This window comes from Virgibacillus sp. LDC1 (assembly GCF_025792345.1).
Lineage (GTDB): Bacteria > Bacillota > Bacilli > Paenibacillales > Paenibacillaceae > Paenibacillus_AQ > Paenibacillus_AQ lautus.
On the sequence record NZ_JAOXLZ010000001.1, the window covers coordinates 1,248,167 to 1,265,021 of the forward strand.

Annotated in this window: 11 protein-coding genes and 1 other annotated feature; of the genes, 9 read left to right on the top strand and 2 right to left on the bottom strand. The window is 49.5% G+C overall.

The annotated features are described in order from the left end of the window. Nucleotides 1-261 precede the first annotated feature (261 nt). The 3 genes from OHJ21_RS05860 (at nucleotide 262) to OHJ21_RS05870 (ending at nucleotide 7,124) form a co-directional block, all read left to right on the top strand. A complete protein-coding gene (locus OHJ21_RS05860; RefSeq protein ID WP_486019506.1) occupies nucleotides 262-3,714 on the top strand; it encodes a glycoside hydrolase family 2 TIM barrel-domain containing protein in 3,453 nt (1,150 codons plus the stop codon). Between the two features lie 224 nt (nucleotides 3,715-3,938). Continuing rightward, nucleotides 3,939-4,646, top strand: a complete 708-nt coding sequence (locus tag OHJ21_RS05865; RefSeq protein ID WP_394056374.1) for an alpha/beta hydrolase — start codon at nucleotides 3,939-3,941, stop codon at nucleotides 4,644-4,646. A gap of 93 nt (nucleotides 4,647-4,739) precedes the next feature. Then, nucleotides 4,740-7,124, top strand: coding sequence for a polyprenyl synthetase family protein (locus OHJ21_RS05870; RefSeq protein WP_394056372.1), 2,385 nt, complete (start codon nucleotides 4,740-4,742; stop codon nucleotides 7,122-7,124). A gap of 415 nt (nucleotides 7,125-7,539) precedes the next feature. Here OHJ21_RS05870 and map read toward each other — a convergent pair whose 3' ends face one another. Together map and OHJ21_RS05880 are read right to left on the bottom strand one after the other, a co-directional pair. After that, nucleotides 7,540-8,286 carry a type I methionyl aminopeptidase gene (gene map / locus OHJ21_RS05875; RefSeq protein WP_394056370.1) on the bottom strand — a complete coding sequence of 249 codons (747 nt, stop codon included), beginning with the start codon at nucleotides 8,284-8,286 and terminating at the stop codon, nucleotides 7,540-7,542. A gap of 20 nt (nucleotides 8,287-8,306) precedes the next feature. Further along, nucleotides 8,307-9,062, bottom strand: a complete 756-nt coding sequence (locus OHJ21_RS05880; protein ID WP_486019507.1) for a TetR/AcrR family transcriptional regulator — start codon at nucleotides 9,060-9,062, stop codon at nucleotides 8,307-8,309. 286 nt (nucleotides 9,063-9,348) lie between these two features. Here OHJ21_RS05880 and OHJ21_RS05885 point away from each other — a divergent pair, with 286 nt between their 5' ends. The 6 genes from OHJ21_RS05885 (at nucleotide 9,349) to asd (ending at nucleotide 16,825) form a co-directional block, all read left to right on the top strand. Continuing rightward, on the top strand, nucleotides 9,349-9,657 hold the full coding sequence (locus tag OHJ21_RS05885) for a helix-turn-helix domain-containing protein (RefSeq protein ID WP_394056367.1): 309 nt from the start codon (nucleotides 9,349-9,351) through the stop codon (nucleotides 9,655-9,657). Nucleotides 9,658-9,690: 33 nt separating this feature from the next. After that, on the top strand, nucleotides 9,691-10,686 hold the full coding sequence (locus tag OHJ21_RS05890; RefSeq protein WP_394056365.1) for a GyrI-like domain-containing protein: 996 nt from the start codon (nucleotides 9,691-9,693) through the stop codon (nucleotides 10,684-10,686). Between the two features lie 114 nt (nucleotides 10,687-10,800). Beyond that, nucleotides 10,801-11,211: a VOC family protein gene (locus OHJ21_RS05895; RefSeq protein ID WP_394057440.1), complete on the top strand. Its 411-nt coding sequence runs from the start codon at nucleotides 10,801-10,803 to the stop codon at nucleotides 11,209-11,211. 440 nt (nucleotides 11,212-11,651) lie between these two features. Beyond that, nucleotides 11,652-12,887, top strand: a complete 1,236-nt coding sequence (locus OHJ21_RS05900; RefSeq protein WP_394056363.1) for an RICIN domain-containing protein — start codon at nucleotides 11,652-11,654, stop codon at nucleotides 12,885-12,887. A gap of 129 nt (nucleotides 12,888-13,016) precedes the next feature. Further along, complete coding sequence (locus OHJ21_RS05905; protein WP_486019508.1) at nucleotides 13,017-14,615, top strand: amidohydrolase; 1,599 nt, start codon at nucleotides 13,017-13,019, stop codon at nucleotides 14,613-14,615. Nucleotides 14,616-15,166: 551 nt separating this feature from the next. Continuing rightward, nucleotides 15,167-15,431, top strand: a binding site (T-box leader). Between the two features lie 308 nt (nucleotides 15,432-15,739). Then, complete coding sequence (gene asd, locus OHJ21_RS05910) at nucleotides 15,740-16,825, top strand: aspartate-semialdehyde dehydrogenase (RefSeq protein ID WP_100536778.1); 1,086 nt, start codon at nucleotides 15,740-15,742, stop codon at nucleotides 16,823-16,825. The last annotated feature ends 30 nt before the right edge of the window (nucleotides 16,826-16,855 follow it).

The following is a 16,855-nucleotide window of genomic DNA, read 5'->3' on the forward strand; positions in this document are numbered from 1 at the left end:
GAGGAGATCAAGTTTTCTTGATCTCTTTTTCATATATCCATCATAACAAGTAAAGGAGCTCTGAGGCATGCTGCCGCCAAAGGGCTCCTTTTTTGTATGGGCAGAAAAGAAATATGGCAATTAAAGAATATCCTTTGAAAACTTTAGTACTTTTGTAAAAGCGGGATCAAATGATCAAGCATCCTGATATAGTAGGATAGACAGGCTTCAATATGCTGCCAACATGGAATGATTAAATAAATGAAGAAGGTGATACCACCCATGAACAAAAAAACATTATTTAATGATGGATGGACATTTGCAAAAAGCAGTCTTGACCTTACGGATTCGGCGAATCTAAAATTCAAACCCGTGGATATTCCCCATGATTGGCTTATTTATAACACGGAGAATTTATATGAAAACAGCATAGGCTGGTATCGGAAGCTATGGTCGTGGAATAACGAAGGCGGTCAGGTTCTGCTGTGTTTTGACGGCGTGTATATGGATTCTTCGGTCTATGTCAATGGTCATTACGTGGGTGAATGGAAGTATGGCTATTCCTCCTTTGAACACGAAATAACGGATGTCCTGGTAGAAGGGGAGAATGTCATCGTTGTGAAGGTGGTGCATCAAAGTCCGAACAGCCGTTGGTATTCGGGTGCGGGCATCTATCGTAATGTGTGGTTAAAGACAAGGGTAGCGAACCATATCGCAACGGACGGTATTTACATATCGACAAAATATCAGGAAAACGGATGGTTGGTCGAAGTCGACACGGAAGTGAACATCGTAAATGATGTGCTTATCAGCCACGTGATCATGAAGGATGGTCAGAGGATCGCAGAGGTGTCAGATCGCGTCAACGCAATCCGCACTGGCAGCATAACGAATACGCAAACTTTAGCCGTAGAGCGTCCATTGCTCTGGAGCCCGGATGAGCCTCATTTGTATCAGTTGGTTACCGAAATGAAGGTGACTGGAACAGATCGACCGGCAGACTCGCACGATGAAATGGTAGAATCGGTATCGCACAACGTGGGATTCCGCCACATTCAGCTTGATCCCAATCAGGGCTTCCTCTTGAACGGCAGTAAACTGAAATTGAACGGCGTTTGCGAGCATCATGATCTCGGAGCCTTGGGAGCAGCCTTCAACAAAACCGCCCTAGCCAGAAGATTGGCCATTTTGAAAGACATGGGAGCTAACGCGATCCGCACCGCTCACAATATGCCTGCAAAGGAATTGATGGATCTTGCGGATGAGATGGGACTGCTGATCGTATCGGAAGCCTTTGATATGTGGGAACGACCGAAAACCTCTTATGATTATGCAAGGTTCTTCCCGGATTGGGTTCGGCGCGATGTGAAGAGCTGGGTCAAGCGGGACCGGAACCATCCGTCCCTCATGATGTGGAGTATCGGTAATGAAATATATGATACCCATGCGGATGAGAGGGGGCAGGATATAACAAGAATGCTGATGGCAGAGGTCCGACGATACGATCCCAAGCAAAATGCAAGCGTTACCATCGGGTCCAATTATATGCCTTGGGAGAACGCTCAACAATGTGCCGACATCGTAAAGGTGGCAGGTTATAACTATGCCGAGAAATATTACGAGAAGCATCACCGGGAACATCCGGATTGGATCATCTATGGCAGCGAGACCGCGTCGGTTGTACAAAGCAGAGGCATTTATCATTTTCCGTTTGAAAAATCCATTCTGGCCGATGATGACGAGCAGTGTTCCTCCCTTGGAAACAGCTCGACAAGTTGGGGGGCCAAATCGGCGGAGGCCTGCATACTGGCTGAGCGGGATATGCCTTTCTCGCTGGGACAGTTTATATGGACCGGATTCGATTATATTGGAGAGCCTACGCCGTATCATACCAAAAACTCTTATTTCGGACAGGTGGATACGGCCACCTTTAAGAAGGATTCTTATTATATCTATCAAGCGGCCTGGACGGATTACCAAGTGAAACCTATGGTGCATCTGCTGCCATATTGGGATTTCAACGATGGTCAATGGATCGATGTTCGCATTTGTTCCAATGCGCCCAGCGTCGAACTGCAGCTTAATGGGGAAACCATGGGTAAGCATGATATTGACCATGCACACGGAAGAGAGCTGGTGGGTTGGTGGAAGATTCCTTACGTGAAAGGCGAATTGAAAGCGATCGCTTATGACGAAGCAGGCCGTATCGTGGCTACGGATATACGATCCTCATTTGGTGATGCCAAGCGAATTGTTTTGCGCCCGGATAAAGAAGAATTAACTGCCGACGGAACAGACCTTATCTTTGTTGAAATCGCGATGGAAGATAAGGACGGCCATGCCGTCGAGAACGCGAATAACCGGGTGGAGGTCCATGTCACGGGTGCCGGGCGATTGCTTGGACTCGATAATGGGGACAGCACGGATTATGATCCGTACAAAGGCCGGAGCAGAAGGTTGTTCAGCGGTAAACTGATGGCGATCATCGGAGCAACATTGGAGCCAGGCCAAATCCGAATCGAAGTGTCTTCGATTGGTATGGAGAGCCGAGTTCTACATTTGACATCCGTCCCTGCACGGGATGAAGTGAGGAAGGGCATATCGGCAAGCATGAATAACGAAGAGGGGCCGTGCCTGACGGGGAGTATGCTGGAGCTTCCGCTTCGCAAGATGGAACTGATCAGCGAAGGAGGTCAAACCTTTCATCCGTCCAATCGGCAAATGGTGGTGCATGCCATTTTACATCCGCCAAAAACCTCATATCAAGAGGTCGAATGGGCTGTCGTGAATGATGCCGGCATCGAATCCAACATCGCCAGTGTGGAAGCCGATGGGCATAAAGCCATCGTGACTGCTCTTGGCGACGGTGAGTTTCGTTTGAGGTGTACGAGTCGGAACGGGACGGATAAAACCAAGCTTATTTCTCAGCTTGAATTTCAAGTCGACGGTTTGGGTGCAGCGTACAAAGACCCATACTCCTTCATTTCTGCAGGACTGTATGACTACAGTCAAGGTGAGGTTGGAAACGGGAACGAAAGAGGCGTAGCTACGAGCAGAGACGGCGAGACGCAAGTCGGGTTTCGGGACATCGATTTTGGTCCCCATGGTTCCGATACGATAACCATTCCGATATTTGCACTATCAAGCGAAGCGTACTCGCTGCAAATCTGGGAAGGCATGCCCGGTGAGGAGGGCAGCTCTTTGCTGGCCGATTGTATGTATCAGAAAGAGTCCAAGTGGAACGTGTATCAGGAAGAAACCTACCGGTTGTCCAAGAAGCTGCGCGGCATCACGTCAATATGCTTTGTCCTTCGTCAGAAGGTGCATATCAAAGGGTTTTATTTTCAAGCGGGGAATCGAGCGTTCGAGCAGAATTTTGCCGCAGATAGCGATCGGATCTATGGAGATACTTTTAAGATTATGGATGACAAGGTTGTTGAAGGTATAGGAAATAATGTTTCCCTTGAGTTTGACTCTATGGATTTTTCAGAAGCAGGTACATCGAAACTGGCGGTATACGGCCGTTCAGCCATAGATAAGAACACGATTCATATCCGGTTTGCCCATTCGGAAGGGGAAAGCAATCAGCTTGTTGAATTTACGCAGTCTGATGGATACGAAGAGCGAGTATTCGATCTGGAGCATGTGACTGGCAAACAGAAGGTGACGTTCATCTTCCTGCCGGGAAGCCAGTTTGATTTTGGCTGGTTCCGGTTTGTACGATCAGGTTCATAATACACGGGTTATCGAGGCTGCTGATCCAATCGGCAGTCTTCTTTTGTTTTAATGAAGATAAGAATATCTCTGAACGGATTCATAGGCATTTAATTAACCCTGCGGTATAATTAAGTGGTTGACATACCTAGATGGAAGGGAACGTGATGGAAATGAGGCCAAACCATAGACCGAAGAGCAAGAGGTGGCGCAGATTCTGCATATGGACCCTATGCATTTTAGTCATGGTGATTATAGCGGCTGGGGTCCTGCTGGACTCCCTCACCTATGAACCGCTGGATGAAGCGCAAGCGGTGTTTCAACATGATACCAAAATAACCATCGAACAACTTAAAGACGGTTATCGTTTCGAGCCAGCGGGCAGGGAGGTTATCCAGCCTGACATTATATTTTATCCGGGTGGTTTGGTGGAGCCCGAAAGTTATGCGCCTTTTGCCAAGAGAATGGCTGAGAAGGGGCACCGTGTGTATGTTGCATCCATGCCTTTGAATCTCGCCGTGTTCGGACAGAATAAGGCGGATGCGTTTATATCGGAGCATCCCGGCAACCGTTATGTCATTGGTGGGCATTCCTTAGGCGGGGTTTTTGCTGCCAGATATGCATCTGAACATGCGGATGTTATTGACGGTGTATATTTTATGGCCTCATATGCGGATGATGGAGGCAAGCTAAACGCATTGAAAATGTCCGCGCTTCAGATGACCGGTACGCAGGATGGTGTTCTTGATCGAACAAAATGGGAAGCTGCAAGAGAGAATCTGCCGGACGATACGACATACGTGGATATTGCGGGCGGCAATCACGGACAATTCGGTTCTTACGGTTTCCAGAAGGGAGACAATGAAGCTTCCTTAACCCCAGAAGAGCAGTTGATCGAAGTGACGGAGGCTATGGACATCTGGATACAGGCTATCGATTCGTTTCAACGCTGAAACTGAAATGTAACCCGATTGAAACTTCTACGTATATAGGTTATAAACATGGGTACATGTTAAACACTTAAAGAAGTTGAGGGATTCCATCATATGAATGTGGCGTATACAGATTATGCCGATACGGGATATCGGCGGGCTGAGCAGAAGGCAGCTCAGTATTTTGCATCACTTTATGTACAGGTCAAGGAAAAGAGTTATGTGCCGATCCTGACAGAAGACATTCTAATGTGGAAAAGGAAGCATATTCATCGTCCTTCATGGCTGTCTTTTTTATCGCCGAGTAAAAAGAAACCGGATACCCGGGATTATCATAGATATATCGGATGGCTCCATTATACCGGTGGATTGGAAGATTACTTGGATCGAAGCATTTCCTATATTTATATGAGAGATCTGGGTATGGCTCTGGACTCGTCTGACACGAAGGCCAGAATTCGGCGCGTTGTTGCCGATACCAAAAAACTTCTCCTTCGCTCCACCAGTGCGAATGGAGGGGACACGCCGGATTATATGAGTTTGGCCGGGCTGTACCGCTGGGCCCAGAAGGAAGGCATAGAAAATGCCGTGATTTGGGTCATTAACAAACTGAAGCATGTGGCGACCCATATTCCGGAGGAGATGGATGCGGAGCAAGCCCAGCGCAAATTGATCAAAATTATTGTTGGCGTTGTCCTGCATGTCATTGAAGATATGGGGGCTGAGACTCCGCCAGCAGAGCGTTCGGCTCGCCTTGATGATGCCATCCGATTGGGTTATTCTTACGGGTTGACCTATCCTTTTATAGACGATCTGCTCGATTCAGGCGTCTTGAACGCTCAAGAGAAGGAACAGTACTCCCAGATGATACGTCAGGCGCTACTCACTGGAACGGTACCAGAGCTTGGTCAGTGGAGCGGTAAGAACATGGATCTCGTTCATTTCGTTCATACGGAGCTTCGGGAGGCATTTGAGTATATTCAGGGGCACCAACGCCCGGAAACGCAGCATGCTTTTTTCGAGCAGTCTAATGTGTTTTTTCAATCTCAGCACATTGACCGCATTAAGGATCTCGCAAATCCCAATTACAGCAACGAGGAATTATATTTGCCGATCATCCTGAAATCATCGTCCTCCCGATTGATCGTCCGCTCCGTCATCAGCGCATCGGCCGACGAAGGCTTTGAGGACCGGACGTTCTTCTACGGTATCTACAACCAGTTGGCCGATGATTTTGCCGATATGTTTCAGGATATGGAGGACGGGGCGGTAACACCGTACACGTACTATTTAAAATATCGCGGTCAGCGTACGGATCTTATCAATCCGTTTGAACTGTACTGGGCGGTCATCTCTCATCTGATTCATGACGTGTATCATTCGGACGCCAAGACGCGAGAGGTGATGCTGGACCGGGCCATTAATGGCCTGAAGCGCTGCAAAGCACGTGTCGGGGCAGAAAAATATAATGAAATCATGGGTGTTTTTGCATCCGGAATCCCGGAGTTTAATCGGCTTATCCAGCAAATGGTTCGCAAAGCCGATCAGGTGGATTTCTTCGATAAATTGCTGCGGGACCAGATGATTTCGGTACTCCGAAACGAGCGGAAGGAAAAGGATTTTTTTATCGATACCTTCAAAACCGTTCGGAATGAGATCAACAACAGCTTGCAAATCGCGAAGTCCCCTGGCATTCCACCAATGAAAGAGTCGCTCATTGACGCCGCCAATTATACGCTCGAAGGGGATGGCAAGCGTCTAAGACCCATCTTGACTTGGGTCATGGGCGTGAACGAATACGGACTGCAAGCTTCCGCCATCGTGCCGCTGCTGAGATCGCTTGAATACATGCACACCGCTTCCTTGATTTTCGATGATTTGCCGTCCCAGGATAACGCCTCTACGCGTCGAGGACGACCGACGTTGCATCGGGTTCATGATAGCGCGACGGCGGAAATCACCGGCCTGTTCCTGATTCAGAAGGCCATCGAGGAACAATCGTCCCTAGAAGGGTTTGATCCGAAAACAGTGCTGAACCTGATTCAATATTCGTCCCAGCGAGCGGGTGACATGTGTGCGGGCCAGGCGATGGATTTGAATTCAAAAGGAAAGGCATTGTCCTTGGAGGAGTTGAATACGGTCTGTTATTACAAGACGGGCATTGCGTTCGAGGCATCTCTCGTTATGCCAGCCATCCTTGCTCAGGTGAAGGAGACCGAAATTGCGACACTGAAGAAATTCGCTTACCATGCGGGCATTGCCTTTCAGATCCAGGATGATTTGCTTGATGTGCAGGGGGATTTGGAGCAGCTCGGGAAACCCGGCGGGCAGGATGTGGAGAACAACACATCGACCTTTGTGAGCATTTTGGGTCAGGAAGGCGCCAGTCGGGAAATGTGGGAGCATTATTGCCTTGCCATGGAGGCGCTCCAGGAGGTGCCGCGCAATACGGCGTTTCTCAAGCATTTATTAAATTACATGGTAAATCGAGAACGTTAAATTGCTATAACTAAATTGTTGAATGTAGAGAAAATATCCCGGGTGGAAGTGTTGGCGTGAATGCCAGCACTTTTTTTGTTCCGGCATTCGTTAAGGCCATGCGTGTTACAAGGATGGTTTGTGAAAGCAGCAATCCAGAAGAAATACCGCGTATTCCCAAAAGATATAGGGTCAAGACCATATGCCAAATCCGGAATTGTTGCTGCCATTACTCACAAGCTTTCTTCACAAGCAGTTTGAATGGAGGAGCAAAAAGGCATCCCACCCGGAATGCCTTTTTGCTACGGAATCAACGAACTGGGAAGCAACCCATTAAGGATCATTCGACAAATGAAAAACGAAGTAAAGAAGGGTTAGCAGGCCGGATTGGCGACTTATTCCTAAAATGACGCATTCCCGTCGGTTCGCCTCGATTCTACTGGGCCGTTAAAATCAGCGGTCCGTCCGGCGTGATGGCGATCGTATGCTCATATTGCGCCGACAGCTTGCCGTCGGCCGTTCTCGCCGTCCACTGATCGTCGTCAATCGTGATACGGAACGTACCTTCGTTAATCATCGGTTCAATCGTAAACACCATGCCTTCCTTTAACCGAATGCCTTTGCCGGCTACGCCGACATGCTCGTAGTTCGGCTCCTCGTGCAGGCTCCGCCCGATCCCGTGCGCTAGCAGATCGCGTACGACCGAGAACCCGTTCGCTTCCGCATGCTGTTGAATCGCCGACGTTATGTCGCCGAGCCGGCCTCCGGGGATTGCCCGGGCGATCCCCAGATCCAAGCATTCCTTTGCCACCTTCATGATTTTCTGCGCCTCCGGCCGGATATTGCCTACCGCATAGCACCAGCACGAATCGCCGAACCATCCGCCGTATTCCACGACGATGTCGAGCTTCAACAAGTCGCCATCCATCAGCGCCCGGTTCGAAGGAATGCCGTGGGCCACCACATCGTTGACCGAAGTGCAGGTTTCGGCGGGGAAACCGTTGTACCCTTTCGTAAACTGCTTGCCGCCCAGCTTGGTGATGTGTCTGGCTACAAAGTCATTGATTTCCCGGGTGGTGATCCCAGGCTCGATCAGTTTGGTCACCTCGCGGTAGCAGTCCGCAACAATTTGGCTCGCCGGCTTCATCTCTTCGATTTCTCTAGGTGATTTTAAAATGATCATCTTTGTATATTCGCTCCATTCTATAATTTTAAAAACCGGGCGATATCCCTGGCCTCCTCATGCAGCTTTCCGCGGCGGAGCGAAAGCGAGGCGCAGCCGACCAAGGCGGCCAGCAGCATTTCCACTCGCAGTAGCAGCGGCGGCTCCGCCGCGTTTCCGCCAGAAGCGGCAGCCCCGTCCGCCGCACGGCCGGTTTCCAGCAGCGCGGCAAGCGGCGCGAGCACCTCCCGGCGAAAGGCGGCCGAGAGCGGGACCGAGCGCGCTTCAGGCAGCGAGGCAAAGCCCTCACCGGCCAGCTTAAACAGCAGGTACAGGGCGTGGTCCTCCGCCCAAAGCTGCAGCAGCCGGACGCCGGCGGCGGCGACGGGGGCAAGCTCTGCGGCAGCGGCCGTTTCACGGCTTCCGCCTCGGGAATCCGCGGCAGCCGGGTTCCCGGTGTCTACCGCAGCCGACAAGCCGAAATGCCCGCCCGCCGGCGCCTCCCCCGAAGCCGAAGCTCGCGGGATCTCCAGCGGAGCTTCTATCGCTGCCTCCAGCGGGGCCTCCAGCCATTCCCCGGCCCGATCCAACGCATCCCATAGCAGATCGTGGAGCAAATCGCCCTTATTGCTGTAATAATGGTATACCGTGCCATAGCCGAGTCCAGCCTGCACGGCCACATCGCGGATTTCCAGTAAAGGCCCTTTATTCAAAAACACATCGGCAGCGGCTTTCCGGATTTGCACCAGACGCCGCAGCCGGATTTCTTCGTTTTGTTCCTTCGTGCGTGGAGTCACCTCGTCCGTTCACCTCTTTTATTTTTGACCTACTCTTATGTCAATATAAAACATCGGCTTGTGAATAACAAGAGATTAGCTGAAGGATTTCCGGCTCAACCTAGAAATCGGTGCTTAACTAACGGGTTAGCCTCGAACCGGCGACCGGTTTGGAAACTTGCTACGCTAACGGTTGTCATAGCAACGCTTCTCATTTTTTGATAAAAAAGTACAGTTCTTCCGGCTTGGAATTTGATATGATGACCTCATGACCAATCCACATAGATAGGGGGCAAAAGTATTTGAAATGCAGAGCAGTGAAATCGTTCAACGCGCCATTGATTACATCGAACATCGTCTTACCGAATCGCTGACACTCGAGGAAATTGCCGGCGTGGCGGCCATGTCATTGCCCAATTTATACCGATTGTTTCATAGCCTGACGGGACACCCCATTAAGGAGTACATACGTAAACGCAGAATCAACGAAGCCGCCATCTGCTTGCGGGATACCGATTTGCCAACAATCGATATCGGATACCGCTGCGGATTTGAGTCCTACCCGACATTCATTAAAACCTTCAAGAGGCACACGGGACTGACACCAGGACAATAGCGGAGATCTCAGCTGGTTTATAGTTTCGAACGGATGAATCTGAATGAACATGTATGCTATTTAGAAGAGCGGCAGTTATCAGAACGATTTCCTGAAGTAAGGGTTATCCGTCTGAATTCTCAGCAAGGGATCGGCCATCTGTTTGTTTCCGAATTTGAGAATGGCATAGAAGTTGCTGCGATCGATCATTTTCGCGAACGATTGTCTTCACACCGCGTCGACCTCAATGGGCTGAGGCTCTTCGGTTGGAACGTGGACATGGAAGATGAAACCAAGCCATTCGGTTATCAGCTGCTCGCTGTTGACCTGATGAACCAGGTCGAGAATTTAAAGCATCGCGAACTATATTCCATAACTCATAACGGCGGTCTATATGCGGTGGCTCGAACGCCATCGGTGGCGGAAGACAGTATTCAAAACACCTGGAACCGTTTGTTCTCCGAATGGCTGCCCCGCAGCGTGTTTGAGCAAGGAAAGCATGAATTCATTGAAGAATATGTTCTGAACCGGGATCAAATCGTTCGCATGAAGCTTTATCTTCCGGTGGAACGAAGCAAGCTGGTGAAGCGTATCGAAATCGTGGAGCTGTCTTCGCTGAAGGTGATGCGTTTTCGAAGGACGGGTGTAGACTGCGTGAAACAAGCGGATGAAGATTCCATTTCCTGGTTATGCCGAAATGGATTGATTGATGATTCGCGAATTCGCGTGTTCATGCACTGTGACGGTGGACTGCTGGACGAAAGCTCTACCTACGAGGTTTATATCGCTCCTCCTAAGGAGTTCCTTCCTTCCCGTGAAGAAGTAGATCTACAAGTTGAGCTGGAAGGTGGACGGTATGCCTGTCTGGAGTCAGGTGCTTATGGCACAATGACGGGTGTACTTGAAAGAGTGGATCGGTGGCTCGATATGTCAACCGAGTATAGGCCAGATCCAGCGCGCTCTTGGTACGCGAGTTACTTACCTAAGGAAGAGGCGGATGACGGGATCATCAAAGTGAAGTGTTATGTTCCTGTTCAAATCATGTCATAGTCATAAGAATGGAGGGAGTTCATGAGCCGATTGCCTATCGAAAGAGTGCAGCCGGAAGGGTATCGTCCGTTTATGACACCCCGCGTGTTAAAAATGATACATGGAGGCAAAACAATGAACGAACAAATGCAGGATCGTCACAACCATGCTCTGGCTAGCCCGATTAAGAACAAAGTGGGCAGCATATTCATTCCGGTTCGGGATATCGAAAGATCGCGCAGCTGGTACTGCCGTGTACTCGGAATAGTGGAAGATGATTGCCAGGTTATGAATGGTCATCTATGCCCTTTACCGATGGAAGGAACGGGAGTGATCCTCGATACCATGCCGAAATGGGGAGGAGATCAGCCGGGGGGAGCACCCTCTATCGATACTCCTGCGTTCATGCTGCTGACAGAGGACCTGGAAGGATCTTTAGCATACATGCAAAAGCTCGGAGTGGAACTCGTGACGGAGATTGAACATAATCATTGGTTCGTCGTGAAGGATCCCGATGGAAACAAACTCATGATATGTCGTGAATAAGTCTGGATGAAATCATATGGCCCAAATAACCTGAATCTCCCTGCGAGAGTTCAGGTTATTCTTGTTCCGTCAGATGGAACTTTGATGTCCAACCGTCGGACCTGTCAATTGAATGGATCTACGATTTTGGAAATGCTTGCAGCCGGCTTTTTTTGATAGGATAGGGATGCATAAATTACAGATTTTAAATGTAAAAAAATATAAATTAAGGTTGATCGTGGTATATAATGGTTCTATAATGGAAATGTAAGCGCATTATTTCATATGTTATATTCTTGAACAACAAGTGAATCTACCATCATAGATTGGTTGTACGGCAAACAATAGAGAACAGAAAGAGGGGTGATTCGAAGTTTCAGTAGACGGTTCGCGCAATGAACAGCTATGCAAATACACAAAGTGTCCATGAAGCCTAAATCCGATGAAAATTAGGAGGGAACATGATGCTAAGAAAAGGAATATGTGTAGTTCTACTGTTCAGTCTTCTGGTCGTTCTATTGCCTGTCAACAAAAGCAATGCCGCACCGAACTGGAATTTGGTATGGAGTGACGAGTTCAATGGAACCTCGCTCAACAGAGCCAATTGGACTCCGGAGATCGGTACCGGCAGCGGTGGATGGGGAAACAATGAGCTGCAATATTATACCGACCGGGCACAGAATGTGCAGGTTACTGGCGGAAATCTTGTCATCACGGCACAGAAGGAATCCTATGGCGGCATGAATTACACTTCTGCCCGGATCAAAACCCAAGACTTGAAGAGTTTTACTTACGGGAAAGTGGAGGCTCGGATCAAGCTGCCATCGGGTCAGGGCCTCTGGCCGGCGTTTTGGATGCTCGGAAGCAACATCAGCTCGGTTGGCTGGCCGAAAAGCGGAGAAATTGACATTATGGAACGGGTAAACCATAACCCTTACGTGAATGGTACCGTGCACTGGGATGCAGGAGGGCATGCCGAATTTGGACGAGTGTCCGGCAATTTGGATTTCTCCCAGTTCCATGTCTATAGCATCGAGTGGGACTCCAAATATATCCGTTGGTTCGTGGACGGTCAGCAGTTCAATGAATTCTATATTGAGAACGGAACCGGCAATACCGAGGAATTCCAGCGCCCGTTCTTTTTACTACTGAATTTGGCAGTAGGCGGAAATTGGCCGGGAAGTCCGAACAATTCCACGCCGTTCCCATCGCAGATGCTGGTGGATTATGTACGTGTGTATCAGGACACGGGTGCATCGAACGTTATTAGTGATGGGATTTACACGATTGCTTCCAAGGCGAGCGGGAAAGTGATGGATGTTGTGGATGTCTCCACGGCAAGCGGAGCCAAGATACAGCAGTGGACCAACTACGTCGCCAATAATCAAAGGTTCAGAGTAGAAAGCACCGGAGACGGATACTACAAGCTCACAGCCGTGCATAGCGGAAAAGTCCTCGATGTACCGAATTCGTCCACTTCCACTGGCGTTCAGCTGCAGCAATGGGACGATAATGGATCGAATGCGCAGCGTTGGAGGATCGTTGAGGTTGGCGGAGGGTATTACAAACTTGTGTCCAAAGTAAGCGGACTGGCAGTCGATGTAGCCAGTGCTTCCACAGCAGATGGGGCTGCTGTCCAACAGTGGACGGACAATGGTACGGATGCGCAGAAGTGGTTGTTCACCAAAATTAACTAAACTTGTACAAGCAGCTCCGTGAGGGGCTGCTTGTTTGGTTTGGGTGAAGGTTGACTTAGGGCTGCTCCGGCTGACGAGCTGCATGTCTGTCTGGTATAATAATGGGAAAAATTCGGAGGAAATAAAAACGTGCAACCTATCCTTTTTACGAACGGTAATCTTTTTTCACCACATGCTGCTTCATTGGCGGATTCTATATATGTGGAAGACGGAATCATTCGTGCTATTGGAAGCTCAGCCGAGCTGCGCCTTCAGCTGGCGGATCGGCATTATCGAACGGTGGATTGGGATGGCGCCTGTGTATTACCTGGCCTGGTCGATGCGCATATGCATCTCGGTATGCATGGACTGAAGCTTGGCATGCTTGACTTCACCAAGGCGACTTCGAAGGAAGAGATGCTGGCTATGCTGCGGGCGAGGGTCGCGGTTACGCAGCCTGGCGAGTGGATCATGGGGTTGAACTGGAATGAACATAACTTTCCAGACCAGCGGATTCCGAACATGCAGGAACTCGACGACATGACAACGGAACATCCGGTCTATCTAACAAGGACCTGTTTCCATGCTTTCCTCGGTAATTCGGAAGCATTCCGAAGAGCGGGTATTACAGCGGATACGCCAGACCCGGATTCCGGCGCTTTCGGCCGGGATGCCGATGGGCGTTTAAACGGCTGCATCTACGAGAATGCATCGATACCTTTTGCCAGGGTTCAGCCGGAGCCTGAACCCTTCAGGCTGAAATTAGCGATGCTTGAGGCATGCCGTGATGCGCTTCGTTTAGGCCTTACGGCAGCTCATACGGAGGATCTCCGTCTACTGGGAAGTGCTGAAGCCATGTTGCGGATTCATAGAGAGCTGAGGGAGGAGGGACTGTACTTCCGTACCCATCAGCTGATGTTTCATGATTATCTTGATGAAATGAAGGAGCTTGGCCTCCAGGCAGGCAGCGGCAACGAATGGGACCGTATCGGAGCCGTTAAATTATTCGCGGACGGGGCCGTTGGCGGAAGAACGGCACTGCTGAAGGAACCCTACCATGATGCGCCTCATACCCGGGGGCTGGCTATGCATACTCCAGAGGAGTTAAGGGAGATTGTTGGCAGCGCGCGCAAAATGGGCTTTCCCGTTGCTTTTCATGCGATTGGGGACGGCGCGGCAGAGATGATGACGGATGTGCTTGAATTTTTACCATTAAGGAAGGCAGCGAAACTTCCGGACCGCTTTATCCATGCCCAAATTGTACACCCGGATACGGTTAAGCGAATGAGTAAGCAGAATTTGGCCGTTGACCTGCAGCCCCGATTTATAGCCAGCGATTTCCCATGGGTGCTGGAGCGTGTAGGTCCTGATCGGACAAGCTATTTGTATGCATGGAAAAAGTGGCTGCGCTCCGGGCTGCCTTGTTCCGGCGGCAGCGATGCTCCTATCGAGCCGCTGAATCCACTGCTCGGGATTCATGCTGCAATCACGAGACGGAAGCCGGAAGAGACTCACGATGGATTTATGCCGGAGGAGAAGCTGAGCTTAACCGAAGCGATCGAATTGTTTACGCTTGGCGGCGCCAAGGCGGCGGGAGAAGCAGGGCAGCGGGGAACGATTGAATTAGGGAAATATGCTGATTTTACCGTTGTGGATCGTTGTTTGGAGGATGATATGGATCCGGATGAACTACTGAAGGCAAAGATCAGAATGACGATTGTCAATGGGGAAATCGGTTACATGCAGTAAATGATCCAATCGAGCAGTCCAGTAATGGACTTGCTCGATTTGTTTTTATGGTTGATTTTTAACGATGTCAAGGTGGGTTATTTCAGATATGATGGATAGGATGCAGCTGGATTTACATCAGGGTGAGATGTTAGAGGCAGAGTCGTTGATCGTTCACAGGCTGCAGGTGCTGCATGATTAAGCTGGATGTGAAGCTGAGTGCTGATCTTCACCCCCTCCGTTTTGCTGCGAGGAATGATGAACTGTAACTGTTCTCCGATCTCTACGCGCAATTGTTCCCATGGAGCAACGAGTATGAAGATGATTCCGTGACTGGCCGGATCCAACATGTTTTGGCATACGATCACCCGTTGTTGAATCCATACATATGATTAAGAACGAGAATGGAAATGGCGATACATCGGGAAATGGAACTCGAGGCACGGCGACTTCAGCCATAAACTGGTTCCGTAAGGCGTTGATAGGATAGCAGCTCATGAAATCAGCCGAGTTTTCCGAAAATTTTATAAATAAGGTTTACCACCGAAATGGTTTTATATATAATAATCATAACAAATGCGATGAAGAGACGAGTAAATAAACGAATTCTTGTACAGAGAGCTCCGGCAGCTGAAAAGGGGCAAAGCGTTCTTTATTGAAAAAAGACTCAGAGCAGCACATGGAACCCTCATTGTGAGGAGGATGGTGTGCCAGGAGCTCCTGTTACAGAGCTAGAGTATCTGCATTACCGTGTAATGCCGTACTCGATGAGGCGAATATGGTGACATATTGGCAAATTTGGGGTGGTACCGCGAGTATAACAATCTCGTCCCTAAGACTTATGGTCTTGGGGGTGGGATTTTTTTGTTAAGAGATAAGAGTGTATAAACTTCAGAGGCTTGCCGTCCTTATGCGGCTAGAAAAATTTCAGCTGTATGCGGTCTGTCTTCTGAGAAAGTAAGTCGATAGCGTGATTCTTAAATCAAAAGAAATACGAAGCTTCTGGGTAGGAATCCTACACGGATCGCGCCGGATTGAATAGTTATCTAGAAGAAGCATATTTACTGCATGCTATTGTCCGTACGGTAGATCAGAGTCGATGTATGGGGAACATGACGCCACTATTGAAAGGATATGAGTAACGAATGTCAGAAAAGCTTAAAGTCGGTATTGTCGGTGGAACGGGTATGGTCGGTCAACGTTTTATGCAATTGCTGGATGGTCATCCATGGTTCGAAGTCACTTCCATTTCAGCCAGCAGAAATTCAGCCGGCAAAACGTATGAAGAATCCGTTCAGGGCCGTTGGAAACTTGCGACGCCAATTCCCGAGCAGGTGAAGGGCATTGTTGTGCAGGATGCTTCGCAAGTGGAACAAGTAGCAGCAGAGGTTGATTTTGTATTTTGCGCGGTGGATATGAAGAAGAATGAGATTCAGGCATTGGAAGAAGCCTACGCCAAAACGGGCACGCCCGTCATTTCCAATAACTCCGCTCATCGCTGGACGCCTGACGTTCCGATGGTCATTCCGGAAATTAATCCGGGGCATATTGACGTGATTGCCGCACAGCGCAAACGTCTGGGAACGACAACCGGATTCATTGCGGTAAAGCCGAATTGCTCCATTCAGAGTTATGTACCGGCGCTTCACGCCTTGCTTGATTACAAACCTACCCATGTCGTTGCCTCCACCTATCAGGCGATTTCGGGTGCCGGTAAGAACTTCACCGATTGGCCGGATATGCTGGACAATGTGATCCCGTATATCGGCGGGGAGGAAGAGAAGAGCGAACAGGAGCCGCTGCGCATCTGGGGCAGCGTTGTGAACGGTGAGATCGTGAAAGCCCAATCGCCATTGATTACGACGCAATGCATTCGCGTTCCCGTAACTGACGGCCACTTAGCCACCGTATTTGCATCGTTCGAGAACAAACCTTCGAAGGATGAAATCCTGGACCGCTGGCAGCAGTTTAAAGGTAGACCGCAAGAACTGAATCTACCGAGTGCGCCTAAACAGTTCATAACGTATTTCGAAGAAGAGAATCGGCCGCAGACGAAGCTGGACCGTGACATCGAGCGCGGCATGGGCGTATCGGTGGGCAGATTGCGCGAGGACTCCCTCTACGATTACAAGTTCGTAGGACTCTCGCATAATACGCTGCGTGGCGCGGCAGGGGGAGCTGTTCTAATCGCCGAATTACTGAAAGCCGAAGGTTACATTCAAGCGAAATAATAAATATACTTGTTAGACAAAGGCGACTGC